This window comes from Streptomyces sp. HPF1205, from assembly GCF_020400825.1.
Taxonomy (GTDB): Bacteria; Actinomycetota; Actinomycetes; order Streptomycetales; family Streptomycetaceae; genus Actinacidiphila.
Genome location: NZ_JAINVH010000030.1, coordinates 68,189 through 88,811 on the forward strand (window position 1 = coordinate 68,189; position 20,623 = coordinate 88,811).

Here is a 20,623-nt window from a genome sequence, read left to right on the forward strand (position 1 = left end):
GCCGGCCGGACACGCGCCCGCCGGAGATCTTGATTCTAGGGGGGCGGTGGCGCGGCTGTGCGGCGGCTCCGCGCGGCAGGTTCGCCGGTTCGTGCGGACCCGGTCATACGCGCACGTAGGCGGTGCCCTCCACGGCGCAGGCGGCGGCGCCCGAGGTGGCGTCGGCGAGCCAGGAGCGGAAGGCGGGGACCCGGTCGGCCCGGACGCCGAGGGCGATGGCGACCTCGGCGGCGTAGCGGACTTCGCGCACGGTGTGGCCGGCGGCCCGCAGTTCGTTCTCCAGCCGCCCGGCCCGGCCGTGGTCGACGGTGACGGTGACCAGCGCCATCCTGCGCAGCTCGGCGGTCCCGACCGCGTCGAGGGCGGCCGCGACGGCGCCGCCGTACGCCCTGGCCAGGCCGCCAGCTCCGAGCTGGACGCCGCCGTAGTAGCGGGTGACGACGGCGACGGTGTCGCGGACCTCGCGGCCGAGCAGAACCTGGAGCATGGGCGTGCCGGCCGTGCCGCCCGGTTCGCCGTCGTCGCTCGCCCGGTGCAGCCGCCCGTCGGGGCCGATCACGTAGGCGAAGCAGTTGTGGGTGGCGCCCGGGTGCTCCCTGCGGATGGTGCGGACGAACTCCTGCGCCGCCTCCTCGCTGTCCGCGGGAGCCACCGCGCAGCGGAACCGCGAGCGCCTGATCTCGCTCTCGTGGACGCCCGCGCGCGCCACGGTCAGGTACCGGTCGGTCATCACGCCAGCCTAAGGGCCGGGAATGACCGGCACCGGTTCGCCGTTCGTGCGGAGTGGAAGGAGGTCCGGTGGGACCTCGGCAGATGGACCGGCGGCTGGAGGACGGCGTGTACGGCGACGCGGCGACGGTGCGGAAGATCCTGACCGGCACGGGTGACACGTGGGCGGTGGTGGGCCTGTCGAACAACCGGTCCCGGGCCGCGTACGGGGTGGCCGCGGTGCTGCGGCGGTTCGGCAAGCGCGTGGTACCGGTGCACCCGAAGGCCGAGACCGTGGACGGGGAGCGCGGCTACGCCTCGCTGGAGGAGATCCCGTTCCCGGTCGATGTGGTGGACGTCTTCGTCAACTCCGACCTCGCGGGCGCGGTCGCCGACGAGGCGGTGGCCAAGGGCGCGAAGGCCGTCTGGTTCCAGCTCGGCGTCGTCGACGAGGCGGCGTACGAGCGCACCCGCGAGGCCGGACTGGACATGGTGATGGACCGCTGCCCCGCCATCGAGATCCCGCGGCTGTGACGGCGGGCGCGGCCCGGCGTTCCCGATCCCCCGGCGCCCGCCCCCGCGGGCCCGGGGGAACGCGTCAGACGCCCAGGTTCTCCACCAGCACCGCGCCCGGGAGGGCCGCGAGGACCTTGCCGGGCACGATGAGCTTGCCGCGCCGGAAGCCACTGCCGATGAGCACGTAGGGGGTGTCGGCGACGGCGGCGTCGACCAGCAGCGGCCAGCCTGCCGGGAGGCCGACCGGGGTGATGCCGCCGTACTCCATGCCGGTCTCGCCGACGGCGGTGTCCATGGCGGCGAAGGACGCCTTGCGGACCCCGAGGTGGCGGCGGACCGCGCCGTTGACGTCGACGCGGGTGGTGGACAGCACGAGGCAGGCGGCCAGCGAGACCTCGCCGCCGCGCTTGCCCGCGACCACGACGCAGTTCGCCGAGTGTTCCAGCAGGTCGCGGCCGTAGGTCTCGACGAAGACGGCCGTGTCGGCCTTCTCCGGGTCGGTGTCCACGTGGATCATCTCGTCGGTGACGGCGGCCGCGACGGCCGGCGGCAGCAGGTCACGGCGCTCGGTGGCGGGTCGGGCGTCCTCGAAGGTGCCGATGGGTGCACGCATACCGTGAAACCTAGCAAACGCCTTCCTGCGCCGGGCCGCTCGCGGGATTCGCGTCCGCGGGATCCTCCAGGGCGCGCAGGGCGGTGAGTTGCTGCGGTGTGAGGCCGTCCGGGATCGGTACGGGGGCCGGTGTGCGCAGCGGCGGCTGCCAGCCCGCGCCGGGCTCCCAGCGGCGTACGACACGGGCGGGCGCGCCCGCGACCACCGCGAAGTCGGGCACCTCGCCGCGCACCACGGAGCCGGCGGCCACCACCACGTTGCGGCCGAGGCGGGCGCCGGGCAGGATCACACAGCCCGAGCCGAGCCAGCTGCCGCCGCCGATCTCCACGGGTGCGCTGCGCGGCCACTGCTTGCCGATGGGCTGGGTGGTGTCGTCGTACGAGTGATTGTCACTCGTCACGTAGACGTAGGGGCCGCAGTAGACGTCGTTGCCGAAGACCACGGGCGCCGAGGCGACGACGTGGCTGCCGCGGCCGAGGACCACGCCGTCGCCGAGCCGGACCACGGGGTCGGGGCCGAGGTCCAGGCCCGGCATCATGCCCGCGGTGAGGGTGACCTGTTCGCCGATGACGCAGTGCTCCCCCAGGTGGATCCAGGGCTCGCCGAAGACGGTGCCCAGGGGGAACGCCAGCCGGGTGCCCTCGCCGATCCGGCCGAAGCGCAGCGGTCCGGGGCGGTTCGCGGTGACCGCTCCCGTTTCCTGGAGCCAGCGCCAGCCGCGGTGCACAAGGCGCGAGGCGGCGCGGCGGCGCCATGCGGCGGCTCCGGCGATCGCGGAAGAGAACACGTTCTCGTTCTTGTGCACGCACCCACGGTATACGGTGCGGGGCCGGGGCAGCGGGCGGGCGAGGGCCGGCCGGGGCCCGCTACTCCCCCTCGGACACGCTCAGCGCGGGCTCGACGGCGCCGGCCGCCGCGGCCTCGATCTCCGCCTGCGCTCTCGCCGCGCGCCGGCGGACGTACAGCAGGGAGGCGAGGCCGAACAGGACGGCCAGCCCCAAGCCGACGTAACCGAAGCGGCTGAGCCAGGGTTCGGCGACCTTGCCGACGCTGTAGATGATGGCGGTGATGCCGCCGGCCCACACGATGCCGCCCAGGGCGTTGGCGATCAGGAAGCGGGGGTAGGGCATCTTGAGCACGCCGGCCAGCGGGCCGGCGAAGATCCGCAGCAGCGCGACGAAGCGGCCGAAGAACACCGCCCACATGCCCCACCGCTGGAACGAGCGCTCGGCGGTGGCCACGTGGCCGGGCGAGAAGTGCTTGGGAAACCTGCGGCCGAGTCTCTCCAGCAGGGGTTTGCCGCCCTTGCGCCCGATGGAGTAGCCGACGGAGTCGCCGCCGACCGCGCCGATGATGGCGGCGATGGCGACCCCCCAGGGGTTGACGTGGCCCTGGGACGACAGCAGCGCGGCGGTCATCAGCACGATCTCGCCGGGCAGCGGGATGCCCAGGCTCTCCACGCCCACCACCAGACCCACCATCAGGTAGACGGCGACCGGCGGGATGCCGTCGAGCCAGTCCTGGACGTGCACGGCTGGTCCCCTCCCACGACGACGATCGGCCGCGTCCACCGCGGCGCACCTCGTCGAGCCTAACCGACCGTACGGACAATTCCGTCCGTCCGGCGGCGGAGCAGGACCGGTACCTGAGGCGTACCGCCTCAGGGGCGAGTGTCAGTCATTGGGGCGCAATGTCCAGAAGATTGTCATATGACCGGTTTCGGCGCCGTCGGCGCGCCGGATGGAGACCTCCACGGGGAACTCCGGGCGGGTGCCCGCGTCCAGTTCCGCGACCACCTCGGCGGCCGGCCGGGCGAGTTCCGCAGTGGCCGTGACGTCGCCGCGGGCGATCTTGAGGAACGACATCTCGACCCGCACCGGCAGCGGCACCGCGCGGCCCATCTGGTCGCCGAAGGCGCCCAGCACCACGGCGCCGGACGCGGACTCCGCCAGGGTGAACATGGCGCCGGCGTGCGGGCCGCCCACGTGGTTGCGGTACTCCGGCCGGTCGGGGAGGACCACCACGGCGCGCTCGGCGGTGGTCTCCTCGTACCGCAGTCCCAGGGTGCGCACCATCGGCACACTGGCGGTCAGTATCTCGCCCAGCGAGGGCAACGTCTCGGACATGCGAGGAGGTTACCAGCCGGTAGCGCGATCCGGCATGGAACCGCCGCCGCCGCTCCCCTAGTGTTTCCAGCCATGTGGCCAGGAGACCAGCACGGGGGACAGCAGAACCCGCAGGGCACGCCCCCTCAACCGCCCCAGGGCCCGTACGGGCAGCCCAACCCGTACGCGCAGCCCGGCTATCCGCAGCAGCAGCCCCCACCGCCCCCGCAGCCGACGCCGGGCTACCCGCCGGCCCAGCCGTACGGCGGCCAGAACCCTTACGCGCAGCCGCCCGCCGGCTACCAACAGCCTCCCGCCGGCGGCTACCCGGCCGCGCCGCCCGTCGGTCCTCCCACCCCGCAGCAGTGGGGCCCGCCGGTGCCCGGCGGACCGGAGGGGTCCGGGCCCCCCGGCGGCCGCAGGAACCTGACCATCGGCATAGCCATCGCCTCCGCCGTCGCGGTGATCGCCGCTGTGGTGGTCGGCGCCGTCGTCCTCACCGGCAACAAGAAGGACGAGGCCGCGAAGTCGCCGAGCCCCGCCACCCCTGCGTCGAGGACGCCCTCCCCCACGCCCACCACCGCCGCTCCCACCGACTCCGCGGTCACGGCCGGCTCGGGCGACTCACCGCGCGGCGCCCCGGGGGCGCTCGACGTCAAGCCCGTCGTCCCCGGCTGGAAGGTCGTCAGGCGCACCGAGCGCAATGTCGCCTTCGACGTCCCGCCGGACTGGACGGTGGGCGACGAGGGCGAGGAGATCGGGTTCGCGGACAAGACCGGCAACCCGGCGGTGGCGATGGGCGCGCCCGCCTTCTACAAGCACGACTGGTGCAAGAGCGGGGACGGCACCGCGGACCGCGCCGCCGCGGGCACCAAGGGGGCCAACGGCGCCAAGAGCGTGCGCAACGCCGCCGAGGTGCAGGCGACGCAGTGGGCGTACTGGGCCTACCAGGAGAACGGCAAGGGCACCTTCTCCAAGGTCATGGGCAGCAAGGCGTTCCACAACGCCTACGGGATCTCCGGCTGGCAGGCCGAGGCGACGGCCACCCACGTCCCCAGGACCAACAAGTGCGTCTCGGACGGCGCGGCGTACACCGTCGCGTGGATCGACCCCACGCAGTCCGATCCCACCATGCGACTGGTGGTGTGGGTGCTCTACTGCGACCGCGGAGTGTCCGACCAGGTGTCCCAGGCCACCATCGACAAAATCAAGAGCACGATCCGGCTGATCAAGAAGTGACCCCGGCGGCGCGGGCAAGGACGCGACGGGACGGCGCCGGCACGGTCACGGACGCGGCGTCCCCGCCGGCCCGTAAAGGGCGTTGCACCGCGCCCGGCCGCTGCGGGACAGTCCCCGGGTGACCGGCGACGACGACGAATCCCGCGGTACATCCCGCGGTACATCCCGCGGCGGGCGGCTGCCCGCCTGGGCGAACCGGGACTTCCGGCTGCTGCTGTCCGCCTCCTTCATCAGCGGACTGGGCAACTCGGGAGCCACCATCGCCGCCGCCTACGCGGTGATCGGGACCGGCGGGAACGCCACCGACGTCGGCGTGGTGGCCGCCGCCCGCACCCTGGCCATGGTCGTCTTTTTGCTCGTCGGCGGCGCGGTCGCGGACCGGGTGTCGCGCAGGCGCGTCATGGTGGCGGCCAACGTCGCCAACGCCTGCTCCCAGGGCGCGTTCGCGGCCCTGGTACTGACCGGTCGGCCCGCCCTGTGGCAGATGGCCGCGCTGACCGCGGTCGGCGGCGGCGCGCAGGCGTTCTTCTCGCCCGCGGCGCAGGGCATGGTGCTGTCGACCGTCGAACCCGCCGACGCGGGCAAGGCGTTCTCGGTGTTCCGGCTGGCGGCCAACGGCGCGAGCATCGGGGGCGCCGCCCTCGGCGGCGGTCTGGTCGCCGCCCTGGGCCCGGGCTGGGTGCTGGCCGCGGACGCCACCGGGTTCGCCGTCGCCGCGGCGCTGCGCGGCCGGCTGTCGGCCGCGCCGGCGGCCCGGCCCGCCGGGCCGAGCGGGCTGGTCCGGGAGCTGCGCGAGGGCTGGCGGGAGTTCGTCTCACGGGCGTGGCTGTGGGGCATCGTCGTGCAGTTCGGCGTGGTCAACGCCATGACCAGCGCGGGCGAGCAGGTCTACGGGCCGCTGGTGGCGCGCGACCACCTCGGGGGCGCGGGCCCGTGGGGCCTGGCACTGTCGGCGCAGGGTGTGGGCACCGTCCTCGGCGGCGTGCTGATGATCCGCTGGAGGCCGCGCCGGATCCTGCTGGTGGGCACGCTCGGCGTCTTCCCGCTGGCCGTGCCGCTCGCCGCGCTGGCACTGGGGCTGCCGCTGTGGGCCCTGGTGGCCGCCATGCTCGGCTCGGGCGTGGCGATCGAGGTGTTCGCGGTCGGCTGGATGCTGGCGCTCAGCCAGGAGATACCCGAGGAGATGATGTCGCGGGTGTCGGCGTACGACTGGCTGGGCTCGATCGGGCTGATGCCGATCGGTCTGGCGCTCGCGGGGCCGGCCGCGGCCGCCTTCGGGCGCACCCAGTCGCTGTGGGGTTCGGCCGCGCTGGTGGTGGCGCTGACCGGCGCGGTGCTGCTGCTTCCCGACGTACGGCGGCTGGAGCGGGCCGGGCACGGCGGTACGGGGCCGTCCGGCGCGTCGGCGTCGGGCGCTCACCCCACCGTGAACGCCCCTTCGGGCGGCTCGGGCGAGGGCTCCGCGCAGGCGTCGTAGACCGGCGCTCCCGTCAGGCGGTCGAGGTCGTCCCCCGCGACCACGCGGGCGGGGAAGGCGTCCGCGGCGCACGCGCGGGTGATGGCGTCCAGGGGCAGTGGCCGGCCCGCTGCGGCGGCGACCACCACGTTGCCGAACCGCCGTCCCCGCAGCACCCCCGGTTCGGCCAGCAGGCACAGGTCGGCCGCCGGGCCGAACACGGCTCGTACCGTGCCCAGGTGGTGGCCGAGGAAGGCGAAGGGCGCCGAGTCGGCGAGGTTCGCCACGTAGAGGCCGTCCGGGCGCAGCACCTCCCGCACCCGCGTCACGAACTCCACCGACGTCAGGTGGGCGGGCACCCGGGACCCGCCGAAGACGTCGACGACGACGGCGTCCGCGCTCGCCTCCGGCGCCGCCGCGACCCATTCCCGCGCGTCCGCGACGTCCACCGTCACGCCCTGGTCGTCCAGCGGCAGGAGTTCGGCGACCAGCCGGGCGAGTTCCCGGTCGGCCTCGACCACCCGCTGGCGCGAGCCCGGCCGGACCCGGCCGAGCCGGCGCGGCAGCGCCATACCGCCGCCCCCCAGGTGCACCGCGTCGAAGGGCGCGTCGAACACCGACTCCAGGACGACGGCGATGCGCCGGGCGTACTCGAACTCCAGGTGCTCGGGCCGGTCCAGGTCGACGTACGACTGCGGCGCCCCGTCGACGGTGAGCAGCCAGGCCCGCGGGCGGTCCACATCGGGCAGGAGCTTGGCGGTCCCGAAGTCGACGGGGCGGGTGACGGGGACGGGTTCGTGGGTCATCGGTGAGAAGTCTTCCAGCCCGGCTGTTCAGCGGCACTTCACCCGCCGGTGACACGGGGGAATCATGAGGGTGCGAGAATTTGTTCCGCAGATGAACTTAAGCGTCCCGCCCGGGGACGTGCGACGTCGGACGTCCCACGTGTCCTGTCCGTTCGCTTCCACCCTCGACTTCCGGAGGAAGAACACTCCATGCCCCTGGCCATCCTCGCCCTGGCGGTGAGCGCCTTCGGCATCGGCACCACCGAGTTCGTGATGATGGGGCTGCTGCCCGATGTCGCGAACGACCTCGGCACCTCGGTACCGACCGCGGGCTTCCTGGTATCCGCGTACGCCCTCGGTGTCGTGGTCGGCGCGCCCCTGCTCACCGCGCTCGGCGCCAAGGTGCCGCGCAAGCGGATGCTCCTGCTGCTGATGGGCCTGTTCACGATCGGCAACCTGGCGTCCGCCTTCGCCCCCGGCTACGGCGCACTGCTCGCCGGGCGGTTCCTGGCGGGGCTGCCGCACGGCGCGTTCTTCGGGGTCGGCGCGGTGGTCGCCGCGCGGCTGGTGGCCGAGGAGCGCAGGGCGCGCGCGGTCGCGGCGATGTTCCTCGGCCTGACGGTCGCCAACATCGTCGGGGTCCCGGCCGCGACCGCGCTCGGCCAGCACCTGGGCTGGCGCGCCACCTTCGTGGTGGTGTCCGCGATCGGAGTGCTCGCGCTGGCCTCGCTGGCCCTCCTGGTGCCGCGGCTGCCCGATGAGGCGCACACCGGCGTCGCGCAGGAGGCGCGCGCCCTGCGCGAGCCCCAGGTGCTGCTCGGCCTGCTCACCGCGGTGTTCGGCTTCGCCGGGGTGTTCGCGGTCTACAGCTACCTCGCCTCCATGATGACGCAGGTCGCCGGTTTCGCGGACGGCTCGGTCACCTGGCTGCTGGCCCTGTTCGGTGTCGGCATGACGCTGGGCGCGCTGGCCGCCGGCCCGCTCACCGACCGGGCGCTGCGCCCCACCCTCTACGGTTCGCTGGGGGCGCTCGCCGTGGTCCTGGTCGCCTTCCACTTCGCGGCGCGGTCCGAGGCGACCGCGCCCGTCGCGATCGTCGTCCTCGGCGCGGTCGGCTTCCTGACGACGACTCCGCTCCAGATCCTGGTGATGAACAAGGCACGCCGCGCCCCCACTCTCGCCTCGGCCTCGAACCACTCGGCCTTCAACCTCGCCAACGCGGGCGGCGCCTGGCTGGGCGGCGCGGCGATCTCCGCCGGATGGGGCTGGACCTCCCCCGCGCTGGTCGGCGCGGCTCTGACGGTGGCCGGCCTGGGCGTCGCGGTCACGGCGGGCGCGCTTGACCGCCGCGCCCCGCGCGCCGCCTCCCACGTGGTGGCCTCCGGCGGTCCGCGGCTGCGCGAGGAGGTCACCGAGGGGGCGTGAGGGCGCGCCGCGCCCGGGATACGCTCCCCCGGTGCCCGAACGCGCGTCTTCGCCGGACCTCCCGCCCGACCCGGCCGCGGCCTCCCCGACCGCGGCCGGGTCGCCGCCGGATCCCCGCGGCCCGGCCCTCCCACCGCGTGAGCCGGCCGGGCCGGCCGGGCCCATCGAGGCCACCGGCGACGACAGGCGTCCCGGCCCCGCCCCGGCCACCGCCGGCGGCCGGTGGCCAGGACCGGCCCCCCTGCGCCCCGCGTACGCCCGCGCAGCCCGTGTGCTGCGCCCGCTGCTCCTGCCCTGGGTCCGGTTCTGCCTGCTGGTCGCGCTGCTCGCCGGGGCGATCGCGGCGGCCGTCGTGTGGCAGCCGCAGCAGGCGCTGGTCCACGGCTGGCCGCCGCAGGCCCGGCACACCACGACCGCCGTCGTCGTGTTCGCGCTCGCGTACGGCGTGGCCACCGTCGCCTTCGTCCCCCGGCCGCTGCTCAACGCCGCCGCCGGCGCGCTGTACGGGATCCACGCCGGGCTGCCCGCCGCGCTCGCCGGTACCGTGCTCGGCGCGGGCCTGGCGTTCGCCCTCGGCAGGTTCCTGGGCCAGGACGCGCTGCGTCCGCTGCTGCGCGGGCGGCTGGTGCTGTCCCTGGACCGGCAGCTGAGCCGGCACGGCTTCCGCAGCACACTGGCACTGCGGCTGTTCCCGGGCGTGCCGTTCGCCGCCGCCAACTACGCCGCCGCCGTCTCCCGTATCCGCCCGCTGCCCTTCCTCACCGCCACCGGCATCGGCAGCGCCGCCAACACGGCCGCCTACGTGGTCGCGGGCAGCCGCGCCGCCTCCCCCACCTCACCCGTCTTCCTGCTCGCCGCCGCCTTCCTCGTCGTCACCGGCCTCGCCGCCGCGGAAGTCACCCGCCGCCGGGCGCGTACGCGTTCACGTACCCGCGACGCCGGTGGCGGCCGGTCCGTCTGAACGGCCGCCACCGGCCACCGGCGCCCGGGCGCGGTGCGATCGGGTGAAGTTGCGTGCCAAATTCCCGGTCAGGGGCGGGCGCGGGCCCGGTGGGGCACAGCCGGCGAGAAACATGAGGCACACGCCGGGCGGTGCGATCCCGTGCGACCAGGGGAAGTGGTGACGGGATGCTGTTCCGCAGGCGGCGGGAAAGGACCGAGGCGGACGTACGGGAGAAGGCGTCGACCGGGTTCACCGTGCTCGACCAGCGGCTGCCCGTGGCGGAGGCGGCCAAGGGCCTGCTGCGCAAGGCCTTCCCCGACCACTGGAGCTTCCTGCTGGGCGAACTTGCCCTCTACAGCTTCGTCCTGCTGGTCCTCACCGGCTCCTGGCTGACGCTGTTCTTCACCCCTGGCGCCAAGGAGTCCGTCTACCAGGGATGTTACGCGCCGCTGCGCGGCCTGCGGATGTCACAGGCGTACGAGTCCACCCTGCACATCAGCTTCGACGTGCGCGGCGGGCTGCTGGTCCGGCAGATGCACCACTGGGCGGCGCTGGTGTTCGTCGCCGCCATCACGGTGCACATGCTGCGGGTCTTCTTCACCGGCGCCTTCCGCAAGCCGCGGGAGATCAACTGGATGCTCGGCGTGCTGCTGTTCTTCACGGCGCTGCTGGAGGGTTTCTGCGGCTACTCGCTGCCCGACGACCTGCTGTCGGGCACAGGACTGCGCACCGCGAACACCATCGTCATGTCGATCCCGGTGGTGGGCACCTACCTGGCCTTCTTCGCCTGGGGCGGTCCGTTCCCCGGCCACGTGCTGAACGACCGGCTGTACATCCTGCACGTGCTGTTCGTGCCCGGCCTGCTGCTGGCGCTGGTCGCCGTCCACGTGACGCTGGTGTTCTACCTCAAGCACACGCAGTGGGGCGGTCCGGGCCGCGTCAACCGCAACGTGGTCGGCAAACCGCTGTTCCCCTACTTCACCGCAAAATCGACCGGGCTGTTCTTCACGGTCTGCGCCACGGTGGCGGCACTGGCGGCGCTGGTCCAGATCAACCCGGTGTGGCTGTACGGACCGTTCAGCGCCGACCAGGTGAGCACCGACGCCCAGCCCGACTGGTACGTGGGCTTCCTGGAGGGCGGGCTGCGCCTCATGCCGCCGTGGGAGACCACGGTGGCCGGGCACACCGTCATGTGGAACGTTCTGCTGCCCGCGGTGGTGATGCCCGGCCTGCTGCTCGTGCTGCTGTTCTGCTACCCGATGTTCGAACGGTGGGTGACCGGGGACCGCGGCGAGCACAACCTGTGCGACCGGCCGCGCGACCGGCCCACCCGTACCGCGTTCGGCGTGGCGGGCATCGTCTGGTACGCGGTGCTGCTCGCGGCGGGCGGCAACGACGTCACGGCGTACACCTTCAGGGCCTCCATGAACGCCCTGACCTGGATCTTCCGGATCGCGGTGATCGTGGCGCCGGTGCTGGCGTTCCTGGTCACCAAGCGGATGTGCCTGGCCCTGCAATCGCGGGAACGGCACCGGCTGACGCGGGGCGAGGAGACCGGCGAGGTGGTGCAGAGCGTCTACGGGGCCATCGCACCGCGGCACGAACCGGTGGCGCCCGAGCGGCTGTACCACTTCCTCGCCCGCGACCTGCCGCCGCCCGCGCCGGTGCCCGCCCCCGGCACCGCGCGCCGCGACAGGCTGCGGGCCGCGCTCAACCGCTGGTACTACCGCCGGCGAGTGGAGATGCCGGCCACCGAGGAGCAGCGCCGGCACATCGAGCAGGCCCTGGCCGAGCCGGATCGGAGGACGACGTCATGACGCGGACCGAGCGGGACGCCACCGCACCGGAGACACCAGGACCGGCCGGGACGCGGCAGGGCGGCGCCGAGGCCGGCAGCCCGTTCGGCAGCCGGCTGCTGAACTACGTCACCACCACCGACCACAAGGTCATCGGCAACATGTACATGGTGACCGCGTTCTGCTTCTTCGTTTTCGCGGGGCTGCTGGCGATGGGCATGCGGGCCGAACTGGCGCGCCCCGGCGACCAGTTGTTCAGCCACTCGCAGTACAACCAGCTGGTCACCATCCACGGCACCATCATGATGCTGCTGTTCGCCACGCCGATGTTCGCCGGCTTCGCCAACGCGGTCATGCCGCTGCAGATCGGCGCGCCCGACGTCGCCTTCCCCCGGCTCAACGCGATCACGTACTGGCTGTACCTGTTCGGGGCGCTGATCGTGGTGTCGGGGTTCGTGGTGCCCGGCGGCGCCGCGGCCTTCGGCTGGTTCGCCTACGCGCCGCTGAACAGCGCCGAGTTCTCGCCCGGGGCCGGCGGGGACCTGTGGGCGATGGGCCTGGTGCTTGCGGGCCTGAGCACCACGCTCGGGTCGGTGAACTTCGTCAGCACCATCGTGTGCCTGCGCGCGCCGGGGATGACGATGTTCCGGATGCCCATCTTCACCTGGAACATCCTGTTCACCTCGATCCTGGCGCTGCTGGCGTTCCCGGTGCTGACGGCCGAGTTGTTCGCCCTGGAGGCGGACCGCAAATTCGGCGCCCACGTCTTCGACGCAGCGAACGGCGGCGCGATCCTGTGGCAGCACCTGTTCTGGTTCTTCGGCCATCCCGAGGTCTACATCGTGGCGCTGCCGTTCTTCGGGGTGATCACCGAGGTCATCCCGGTGTTCAGCCGCAAACCGCTGTTCGGCTACGTCGGAATGGTGGGCGCGACGATCGCGATCACCATGCTGTCGGCGACGGTGTGGGCGCACCACATGTTCGCCACGGGAATGGTGCTGCTGCCGTTCTTCTCCCTGATGTCGTTCCTGATCGCGGTGCCCACGGGGGTGAAGTTCTTCAACTGGATCGGCACGATGTGGAAGGGCTCGCTGAGTTTCGAGACGCCCATGCTGTGGTCCGTCGGCTTCCTGGTCACCTTCCTGCTGGGCGGGCTGAGCGGGGTGCTGCTGGCCTCGCCGCCACTGGACTTCCACGTCACGGACAGCTATTTCGTGGTGGCCCACCTGCACTACGTGCTGTTCGGCACGGTGGTGTTCGCGACGTTCGCCGGCTTCTACTTCTGGTGGCCCAAGTGGACCGGGCGGATGCTGGACGAGCGGCTGGGCCGCGTCCACTTCTGGACGCTGTTCGTCGGCTTCCAGACCACGTTCCTGGTCCAGCACTGGCTCGGTGAGGAGGGCATGCCCCGCCGGTACGCGGACTACCTGGCGTCGGACGGCTTCACCACCCTCAACACGGTGTCCTCGATCGGCGCCTTCCTGCTGGGCCTGTCGACGCTGCCGTTCCTGTACAACGTGTGGAAGACGGCCAGGTACGGCGAGAAGGTCGAGGTGGACGACCCGTGGGGCTACGGCCGCTCGCTGGAATGGGCGACCTCCTGCCCGCCACCGCGGCACAACTTCCACGCTCTGCCGCAGGTCCGGTCCGACTCCCCCGCGTTCGACCTGCACCATCCCGGGGCGAGGCGATTGCCGCTGCCCGGCGCGGACACCGGCGAGCCGACTCCCGACACGCACGGAGAGATCAGCGGATGAGGACCGAGACCTTCCTGTTCGCCGGCGTGGCCGGCTTCTTCCTGGTCACCGACGCCTTCTACCTGTGGTGGTCGCACGAGGAGCCGGCCGGCGGCGCGGTGCTCACGGTGTCGTTCCTGATGTCGTCGGCCATCGCCTTCTTCTTCGCCCGCACCCACCGGCAGCGCGGGATGCGGCCGGAGGACCGCAGGGACGGCGAGGTCGCCGACCGCGCGGGGCCGATCGACTTCTTCCCGCCGCACAGCCCCTACCCCCCGGTCATCGGCATCGGGGCCGCCCTGACCGCGCTCGGCATCGTCTTCGGCCTGTGGCTGTTCCTGCTGGGCCTTGGCGTCCTGTTCGGCGCGGTCGGCGGGACCGTCTTCGAGTTCGTGCACCGCGGCGAGCCGCGGTAGTGCCACCGCCCTGCGCGGGTCCGGCCGGGCCGGGCGCGAAGGGCGGCGGTGCGACGTCAGACGCGCGCGGCGGCGACCGGGGCGTCCTCGGCCCGGGTGAGCGCCGGCCCGGCCGGCGGCACGGGCGGGCACGCGCAGGTGCCCGCCGGGGCGTGCGGACGCACGGCGCCGGACGCCGGGTCGGGCACGGTCACCAGGGCGAGGTGCGCGGACATGTTGTCGGTCAGCACCTCCTTGAAGAGCCGGAAGCGCCGCAGTTCCACGGCATCGGTCCGCCACATCCGCCCGGTCAGCGACGGTACGAGCGCGACCACCAGCAAACCGACCGAGGCGCAGCTCAGCGCCACCCACGACAGCACATCCGCCATAATCCGACTCCCTCGTCCATGGCTCTTCTCCCTTGTTCGCCCGGCAGCCTCCCAACGTCTCGGCATATGCCCAGGTCACGGCGATCCGCCCGATTCACACCCCCGTGCCGGGGTGAGTACCCGGATGGTCCATTCGGAGTTCTTCCCCGATCGTCGCACCGGTCGGCAGCGGGGCAGGTCGGCCGCCCCTCGGCCGGGGACGCCGGCCGTCGGCGGCGCGGGAAGGGGAGGGGCGCGACGGGTCGCGCGGCAGGGGCCGCCGGTCAGCTCCGCGCGCCTCCCGCCGGGACGAGCCTGACCAGGGAGTTGAGCACGGTGTCGATGGCGTCGTTGGAGGGCTCGTCGGTGAGGTGGGTGAGCAGCCGGGCGAGGGTGTCCAGGACGACGGGGCTGGCCATGACCCAGCGGTTGAGCAGCGGGCGGTAGCCGACGCGGCTGAAGACGTGGTCGCCGGCCGCGTTGCCCAGGCGGTAGTAGCGGCCCCAGCGGCGGTTCATCTCCTCCGGATAGCGGCGCAGGGCCCGCTCGCGCGCGGGGCCGGACGAGCGGGTGAGGGCCAGGGCCACGGTCTCGGCGGCGACTTCGGCCGCTTCCAGCGCCTGGGCTATCCCCTCGCCGCTCCACGGGCTGATCATGCCGCCGCAGTCGCCGACCAGCAGCAGGCCGCGGGCGTACTGCGGGCGGCGGTTGAAGCCCATGGGCAGTGCGGCGCTGCGCAGCGGCGACTCGGCGTTCTCCTCGGTCAGGCCCCACTCGGCGGGCAGCCGGGCCAGCCACAGGTCGAGCGAGCCGCGCAGGTCCAGCGCCCCGTGGCGGCGGTGCGGCAGCCCGCCCAGGCCCACGTTGAGCCGCCCGTCGCCCAGCGGGAAGATCCACCCGTAACCGGGCAGGTCCCGGCCGGTGCGCGAGCAGCGCAGGTCGGCCCACAGCTCCAGGTACTCGTCGCGGGAGCGTTCGGGGCTGCGGTAGTAGCGGCGCGCGGCGGTGGCGATGGTGCGGGCCGGGTCGCGCTCCAGACCCATGGCGAGGGCCGTCCTGGCCGACGCGCCCTCGGCCGCCACGACCAGGGGCGCGTGGAAGACCACCGGGCGGCGGTCCTTGCCGGTCTCGGCGGTGACGCCGGTGATACGGCCGGCCCGGTCGGTGACGGGCCCGGTGACCTTCGTGCCCACCCGCAGCCGGGCGCCGGCCGCGGTGGCGTGGCGGACCAGTATCTCGTCGAAGTCGTGCCGGGTGCGGGTGAGCCCGAAGTCGGGGTAGCGGCCGAGCGCGGGCCAGTCGATGTGGACCTGCCGGCCCCGGCACACCCAGCGCATGCCGCGCGAGCGCTTCCAGCCGGGGGCGTCGATGTCGATGCCCATCCGCACCAACTGGTGGACCCCGCGCGGGGTCAGGCCGTCGCCGCACACCTTCTCGCGGGGGAAGTCGCCCTTCTCCAGCAGCAGGACGTCGATCCCGGCCCTGGCCAGGTGCAGCGCCGCGGCGGAACCGGCCGGTCCGGCGCCCACCACGAGAACTTGTGCCTGCTCGCCGGATCCGGCGCCGTCGCCCGATCCGCCGGTGTCCGGGCCGTCCTGCGGCGTGTGCGGCTGCGTTGTCGGACCCACGGATTCCTCCCGGCGTCGAGTGGCACGGCCTCCCGATCCCTACCCGCCCGCGCGCGTCCTCGACCTTCGCGTCCGTCAGGGATGGGGCGGCGGGGGCGGGATGGTGTCCGTGCCGGGCGCCGCGTCCGGCCAGACCAGCAGCACCGGGCAGGGGGCGTGGTCCACGATGAACCGGCTGTGCGGGCCAAGGCTGTGCGGACCCAGGCGGCTGCGGTCGCCGTCGCGGGCCAGCACGAGCAGGTCGGCCCCCTCCGCGGCGGCCACCACCTCGCGTTCGACCCGCCCGGTGCGCTGCTCGCGCGTGCAGGGCCGGCCCAGCCGCTCGGCGGCCGCCGCGAGGACGCGTTCACCGGCCTCGGCGGCCTCGTGCGCCACGAGCACGCCGGGGTCGCGGTCCGGCCGCCCCCGGCCGAGCAGCCCGGCGAACGCCCCGTGTGCGGTGCCCGGCGCCCCGCCTCCGGGCACGTGCAGCAGGACGACCGACGCTTCGGCCGGGGCGTGCGCGCGCACGGCGTCCACGCAGGCCGGCCAGGTGGCCTCGTCGATCCACGCGACCACGGTCCTCACCACGCCCACCTCCCGGCCGCAGCCCTCGCACCGTCACATCCGTTCAGGCGCCGATCACCTTCAGCGACCCCCACAGTGCCACCACGGCGAGCAGCAGCGCCGGAGGCACGGCGAGCAGTCCCAGCCGGGTGAACTCCCCGAGATCGACCTCGGCTTGGTGTTCGCGGACGATACGCCGCCACAGCAGCGTGGCCAAGGAGCCCGCGTACGTGAGGTTGGGGCCGATGTTGACGCCGAGGAGGACCGCGAGGACCGCGCCCGGTCCGCCGGGCGCGGCCAGCGGGAGCAGGACAAGGACGGCCGGCAGATTGTTGATGAGGTTGGCCAGGGCGGCGGCCAGGCCCGCGAGTGCCAGCAGCGCCGGCAGCCCCGTACCGGAGGGCACCAGGTGGCCGAGGGCGGAGGCGAGACCGTTGTCGACCAGGGAACGCACCACGATGCCCAGGCACAGCACGAAGGCGAGGAACGGCACGGCGGCCGACCGCGCCACGGCGCGGGCGGTGGTACGGCGCCGGGCCAGCGCGCGCACGGCGAGGACGGCGGCCCCGGCGAACGCCGCCCAGGCCGCGTTGACGCCGAACACCGAGGTCAGGACGAAGCCGCCGAGGGTACCCGCCACCGTGGCGAGGGCGAACAGCGGCATCGGCGGCGGCCGGTCGGCGGGCGGCGGCTGCGCGGCGGCCGCCAGATCGGCGGCGAAGAAGCGCCGCAGGACCGCGTACTCCACGCCGATCGCCACCACCCAGGGCAGCGCCATCAGCGCGGCGAACCGGGTGAAGCTCAGGCCTCCGGCGGCCAGGGCGAGCAGGTTGGTCAGGTTGGACACGGGCAGCAGCACCGAGGCGGTGTTGGACAGGTGGGTGCAGGCGTAGACGTGCGGCTTGGGCCGCGTGCCGAGCCTGGCGGCGGTGGCGAACACCACAGGGGTCAGCAGCACCACCGTGGCGTCCAGGCTCAGCACCGCGGTGGTCGCCGACGCCAGGGCGAACACCTGGACCAGCAGCCGCCTCGGCCGGGCGCCCGCGGTGCGCGCCATCCATCCGCCGCACGCCGTGAACAGCCCGTCGTCGGCGCACAGTTGGGCCATCACCAGGACGGCGGCGAGGAAGCCGATGACCGGGCCGAGCCGCTGCGCCTCCTCCCGCGCGTGGTCCAGCGGGATCGCCCCGGTGGCGATGAGCAAGGCCGCGGCCGGCACGGCCACCGCCGCCTCCGGCAGCCCCCAGGGCCGGACGACGGCGCAGCCCAGCACCGCGAGCAGCATCACGGCGCTCAGCGCCTCCGCGAGACCCCCGCTCATCGGCCGTCCATCCCGCCCCGCTCCCGATCCCGTGTGCCTGCCGCCGTTCGCCGGCCACCGGCCGCCCGCGCCGGGCCCGGCGGCGAACGCCCCTTCCGCGCGGGCGTCCCTGTCGGGCCCGTGTGCAGGGAGTCTGTCATGCGGAGGAACGGCGTCCGGTGAGGGGGCCGGTCAGCGGCGGGTCCCGGTGGCGCGGACGGTCCCCGGCGAACCGCGCGGGTCCTATTGCCGCTTCAGGGATACGGGGACGCGGAGGTACGGGCGCTTCGGACGTTCCGGCGCTCGGACGTCCGGGCGTTCAGGCGTTCAGACGTTCAGGCGTTCAGGCGCAGCAGCAGCAGGGCGATGTCGTCCGGGTGGTAGCCGGTGGGCCGGGCGTGGTGCACCAGGGAGTCGATGACGGCGTCGAGGTCGCGCGCGTCCGTCCCCGAAAGGTGCTCGGCCAGTCCCCGGGTGGCGCGGTCCAGGTCGGCGCCGGGCGTCTCGACCAGGCCGTCGGTGTAGAGGGCCAGCAGGGATTCATGGGGCAGCCGCAGGGAGGCGGTGGGGAAGGTCTCGTCGCGGTAGACGCCGAGCATCGGGCCGGGTTCGACGTCGATGATCTCGGCGGGGCGCCCGCCCGCGCGCAGCAGCGGCGGCGGATGGCCGGCGCTGGACATGGTCACGCGCCGGTCGGCCAGGTCGATGTGCGCGTAGAGGCAGGAGACCAGCAGGCCGGGGTCGAGGTCGTTCAGCAGCCGGTTGGTGCGGGCCAGCACCTCGTCCGGCGCGCCGCCGGAGGTCGAGTGGGCGTGCACGGCGGTGCGCACCTGGCCCATGAGCGCCGCGGCGGCCACGTTGTGGCCCTGGACGTCGCCGATGACGGCGGCGCAGGTGTGCGGGTCCAGGCAGATCAGGTCGTAGAAGTCGCCGCCGATGTCCATGCCGTGGGTGGCGGGCAGGTAGCGTCCCGCCACGTCCAGTCCGGCCGGGCTGGGCAGGACGTGCGGCAGCAGGGCCTGCTGGAGGCCGTGCGCGAGCGCCTTCTTGGCGTCGTACAGCCGGGCCCGGTCCAGCGCCTGGGCGACCAGGCCGGCCAGGGAGGTCAGTACCGCCCGCTCGTCGGCGGTGAAGGCGTGCGGGTGGTCGTAGGTGAGGGCCCAGGCACCCACCGGCTGTCCGGACACGACCAGCGGCATGAACGCCCAGGCCTTCTTGTCGCTCTTCACGGACGCCAGCGGAAAGGCCCGGGTCAGCTCGTCCCGGCTGTCGAAGAACGCCGGAACTCCGGTGGTCATCACGTGGCCGGCCGGGGCGAGCCGGGAGTCGATCGGCAGCGCGTCGAGCCGCTCGACGGCCGCGGCGTCGTAGCCGCGGTGACCGAGGATGCGCAGCCGTCCGCCCTCGGCGATGGAAAGGATCAGGCCGTGCGCGCCGAAGGCCGGCATGATCTGGTCGGCGACCCTGTCCACCACGTCCTGCACGCCGACCGCCTCGGTGAGCCCCGCGGCCAGGTGCATGAGCTGGTAGAGCCGGCCCGCGCCGGTCGGCACGGCCCCGGGCGTGAGCGGCCTGGGCCGCTGCTGCGGGTGGTGCCCGGGATCGGCGGGGAAGATGCGGACGCTGATGCCGCTGGCGTCCGGGTACAGCTCGAAGCGCAGCCAGCGGTCCGGCGGCCGCAGGGCCAGGTACGAGGTCGGTTCGCGGCTGATGACGGCGCTGCGGTAGTAGTCCTCGTACACCGGGTCGTCCAGCCAGGGCAGGGACTGCCACGGCAGCGTGTCCAGCAGCTGGTCGCGGTCGCCGCCCAGCAGTTCGGCGGCGGCGGCGGTGATGAAGGTGATCCGCCCCTCCAGATCCAGTGCCACGCCGCCGCCGGGCAGGCGCTCGGCGAAGTCGGCGGCGGCCGGGGAGGGCGACGGCGGCGCCTGGACCGGCTGGGTGACCACCACCCGCGGCTCGTCGGGCAGCGGCAGCGGCCGCCTGGTGCGGGCGATCTCCTCCAGCAGCCGTCCGATGCGCCGCCCGCTGGAGGTGATGTGCCCGCGCCTGCGCGGCGTGAGGTGCGGTGCCTGCCCGCCGGGCCACGCCAGCAGCAGCACCCCGACCGGCCGGTCGGTACCCGGCACGGGGACGGCGGCGAGCGAGAAGCGGTACGGCAGGGCCACCGCGGCGCTGGGGTAGTCCCGCACCAGCTCCTCCTGGCCGCCCACCCACACCACCCGGTGCTCGCGGACCGCGTCGGCCACCGGCAGGCGGGCGGCCAGGGAGACCCGGGTCCAGGGGTCGAGGACGTCGGTGGGGAAGCCCGTCATCACGACCAGCCGCAGCACCGGCTCCTGCGGGGCGAGCAGGTAGATCCCGCCCACGGACGCGCCGGTGTCGCGCACGACGCTCGTCAGTGCCGAGTCGAGCAGCTCGGCGCCGTGCACGTCCTCGACCTGTCCGGCCATACCGCACCTCTTGCCAGGCCAGGTTCCCGCGGTCCCCGCCGGGCACCCGCTCCGATCGCCGGCCGCGGTGGGCATCCGCCCACGCTGAAAACCTATGCCCGCGCGGGCGCGACCGCCACCTCGGGAGCGCCGGGCCGCCGCGCCCGGCCGGTGGCGGCCACGACGGAACCGGGCGAGGGAAACGGGCGCGGCCCACCGCGACGGGCCGGCGGCGGCCGAGGTCCGCCGCCCACGGGAACCGGGAAACGGCGGCCCCGCGCCGGTTCCGGTGGCGGTGGACGGGTCAGAACTCCACGTCCTTGGCGTTCTCGGCGGCGTCGGACGTGCCGGCGCGCAGGAGCTGCTTGCCGAGGTCGAGAAGGGCGCGCCCGGCCGCGTACTCGTCGCCGATGTCCGGGGCCGGGGGGTCGTGCGGGTTGCGGTGGGCGCTGGTGTGGCAGGCCAGGGTCCGGTGGCCGGTGTCGAGGTAGGCGTCCACGGACGTCGAGTCCATGTCCTCCTCGACGATGTCGAGCCTGAGGGTCCACGTCTTGCTGCGCGCGGGCATCCCGGTGTCCTGCTGCGTCATGACGTCCGTCCCCCTTCCTGGGTTCCTTCTGGTGCGTACGTGC

The 20,623-nt window shown here is 73.9% G+C and carries 20 protein-coding genes; 8 read left to right on the forward strand and 12 right to left on the reverse strand.

The annotated features are described in order from the left end of the window. Positions 1 to 103: 103 nt before the first annotated feature. Entirely contained in the window at positions 104 to 730 is a 627-nt protein-coding gene (locus K7G61_RS27570) for a YigZ family protein (RefSeq protein WP_225849706.1), read from the reverse strand. Between the two features lie 107 nt (positions 731 to 837). Here K7G61_RS27570 and K7G61_RS27575 point away from each other — a divergent pair, with 107 nt between their 5' ends. Beyond that, the gene (locus K7G61_RS27575; protein WP_225849736.1) at positions 838 to 1,242 is read left to right on the forward strand and encodes a CoA-binding protein; all 405 of its coding nucleotides are present in this window, start codon (positions 838 to 840) and stop codon (positions 1,240 to 1,242) included. Positions 1,243 to 1,306: 64 nt separating this feature from the next. Here the strand turns inward: K7G61_RS27575 and K7G61_RS27580 are convergent, their stop codons facing one another. From K7G61_RS27580 to K7G61_RS27595, 4 genes are all read right to left on the reverse strand, one after another. Further along, positions 1,307 to 1,837, reverse strand: a complete 531-nt coding sequence (locus K7G61_RS27580) for a YbaK/EbsC family protein (protein WP_225849707.1) — start codon at positions 1,835 to 1,837, stop codon at positions 1,307 to 1,309. Between the two features lie 10 nt (positions 1,838 to 1,847). Next, entirely contained in the window at positions 1,848 to 2,642 is a 795-nt protein-coding gene (locus K7G61_RS27585; RefSeq protein ID WP_225849708.1) for a DapH/DapD/GlmU-related protein, read from the reverse strand. Positions 2,643 to 2,703: 61 nt separating this feature from the next. Next, positions 2,704 to 3,369, reverse strand: coding sequence for a DedA family protein (locus K7G61_RS27590; protein ID WP_225849709.1), 666 nt, complete (start codon positions 3,367 to 3,369; stop codon positions 2,704 to 2,706). Positions 3,370 to 3,510: 141 nt separating this feature from the next. Next, a complete protein-coding gene (locus K7G61_RS27595) occupies positions 3,511 to 3,963 on the reverse strand; it encodes a DUF4442 domain-containing protein (protein WP_225849710.1) in 453 nt (150 codons plus the stop codon). Between the two features lie 72 nt (positions 3,964 to 4,035). On the opposite strand from K7G61_RS27595, the gene K7G61_RS27600 reads away from it, so the two are divergent. Next, positions 4,036 to 5,181: a hypothetical protein gene (locus K7G61_RS27600; RefSeq protein WP_225849711.1), complete on the forward strand. Its 1,146-nt coding sequence runs from the start codon at positions 4,036 to 4,038 to the stop codon at positions 5,179 to 5,181. A 118-nt stretch (positions 5,182 to 5,299) separates the two neighbouring features. After that, positions 5,300 to 6,658: an MFS transporter gene (locus K7G61_RS27605; RefSeq protein ID WP_374204255.1), complete on the forward strand. Its 1,359-nt coding sequence runs from the start codon at positions 5,300 to 5,302 to the stop codon at positions 6,656 to 6,658. Here the strand turns inward: K7G61_RS27605 and K7G61_RS27610 are convergent. Then, positions 6,598 to 7,443, reverse strand: coding sequence for a spermidine synthase (locus tag K7G61_RS27610; RefSeq protein ID WP_225849712.1), 846 nt, complete (start codon positions 7,441 to 7,443; stop codon positions 6,598 to 6,600). The two genes, K7G61_RS27605 and K7G61_RS27610, sit on opposite strands and share 61 nt — an antisense overlap. A 189-nt stretch (positions 7,444 to 7,632) precedes the next feature. On the opposite strand from K7G61_RS27610, the gene K7G61_RS27615 reads away from it, so the two are divergent. From K7G61_RS27615 to K7G61_RS27635, 5 genes are all read left to right on the forward strand, one after another. Continuing rightward, entirely contained in the window at positions 7,633 to 8,847 is a 1,215-nt protein-coding gene (locus tag K7G61_RS27615) for an MFS transporter (protein WP_225849713.1), read from the forward strand. Positions 8,848 to 9,088: 241 nt separating this feature from the next. Further along, the gene (locus K7G61_RS27620; RefSeq protein WP_225849738.1) at positions 9,089 to 9,808 is read left to right on the forward strand and encodes a TVP38/TMEM64 family protein; all 720 of its coding nucleotides are present in this window, start codon (positions 9,089 to 9,091) and stop codon (positions 9,806 to 9,808) included. A gap of 167 nt (positions 9,809 to 9,975) precedes the next feature. Continuing rightward, positions 9,976 to 11,607, forward strand: a complete 1,632-nt coding sequence (locus tag K7G61_RS27625; protein ID WP_225849714.1) for a ubiquinol-cytochrome c reductase cytochrome b subunit — start codon at positions 9,976 to 9,978, stop codon at positions 11,605 to 11,607. Beyond that, positions 11,604 to 13,343, forward strand: a complete 1,740-nt coding sequence (gene ctaD, locus K7G61_RS27630) for a cytochrome c oxidase subunit I (protein WP_225849715.1) — start codon at positions 11,604 to 11,606, stop codon at positions 13,341 to 13,343. The genes K7G61_RS27625 and ctaD overlap by 4 nt, the downstream gene beginning before the upstream one ends. Beyond that, positions 13,340 to 13,738, forward strand: a complete 399-nt coding sequence (locus tag K7G61_RS27635) for a cytochrome c oxidase subunit 4 (RefSeq protein WP_225849716.1) — start codon at positions 13,340 to 13,342, stop codon at positions 13,736 to 13,738. Before ctaD ends, K7G61_RS27635 begins: the two co-directional genes overlap by 4 nt. A gap of 56 nt (positions 13,739 to 13,794) precedes the next feature. On the opposite strand, the gene K7G61_RS27640 is transcribed toward K7G61_RS27635, so the two are convergent. The 6 genes from K7G61_RS27640 to K7G61_RS27665 form a co-directional block, all read right to left on the reverse strand. Next, positions 13,795 to 14,106 carry a hypothetical protein gene (locus tag K7G61_RS27640; RefSeq protein ID WP_225849717.1) on the reverse strand — a complete coding sequence of 104 codons (312 nt, stop codon included), beginning with the start codon at positions 14,104 to 14,106 and terminating at the stop codon, positions 13,795 to 13,797. A 263-nt stretch (positions 14,107 to 14,369) separates the two neighbouring features. Then, the gene (locus tag K7G61_RS27645) at positions 14,370 to 15,617 is read right to left on the reverse strand and encodes a geranylgeranyl reductase family protein (protein ID WP_225849739.1); all 1,248 of its coding nucleotides are present in this window, start codon (positions 15,615 to 15,617) and stop codon (positions 14,370 to 14,372) included. A 171-nt stretch (positions 15,618 to 15,788) separates the two neighbouring features. Continuing rightward, positions 15,789 to 16,280, reverse strand: coding sequence for a universal stress protein (locus K7G61_RS27650; protein WP_225849718.1), 492 nt, complete (start codon positions 16,278 to 16,280; stop codon positions 15,789 to 15,791). Positions 16,281 to 16,323: 43 nt separating this feature from the next. Continuing rightward, the gene (locus K7G61_RS27655) at positions 16,324 to 17,580 is read right to left on the reverse strand and encodes an SLC13 family permease (protein ID WP_225849719.1); all 1,257 of its coding nucleotides are present in this window, start codon (positions 17,578 to 17,580) and stop codon (positions 16,324 to 16,326) included. A gap of 314 nt (positions 17,581 to 17,894) precedes the next feature. Beyond that, positions 17,895 to 20,012: a SpoIIE family protein phosphatase gene (locus K7G61_RS27660; protein WP_225849720.1), complete on the reverse strand. Its 2,118-nt coding sequence runs from the start codon at positions 20,010 to 20,012 to the stop codon at positions 17,895 to 17,897. A 283-nt stretch (positions 20,013 to 20,295) separates the two neighbouring features. Continuing rightward, positions 20,296 to 20,580 (reverse strand): dsRBD fold-containing protein, encoded by a 285-nt coding sequence (locus tag K7G61_RS27665; RefSeq protein ID WP_225849721.1) that lies wholly within the window; start codon positions 20,578 to 20,580, stop codon positions 20,296 to 20,298. Positions 20,581 to 20,623: the final 43 nt, after the last annotated feature.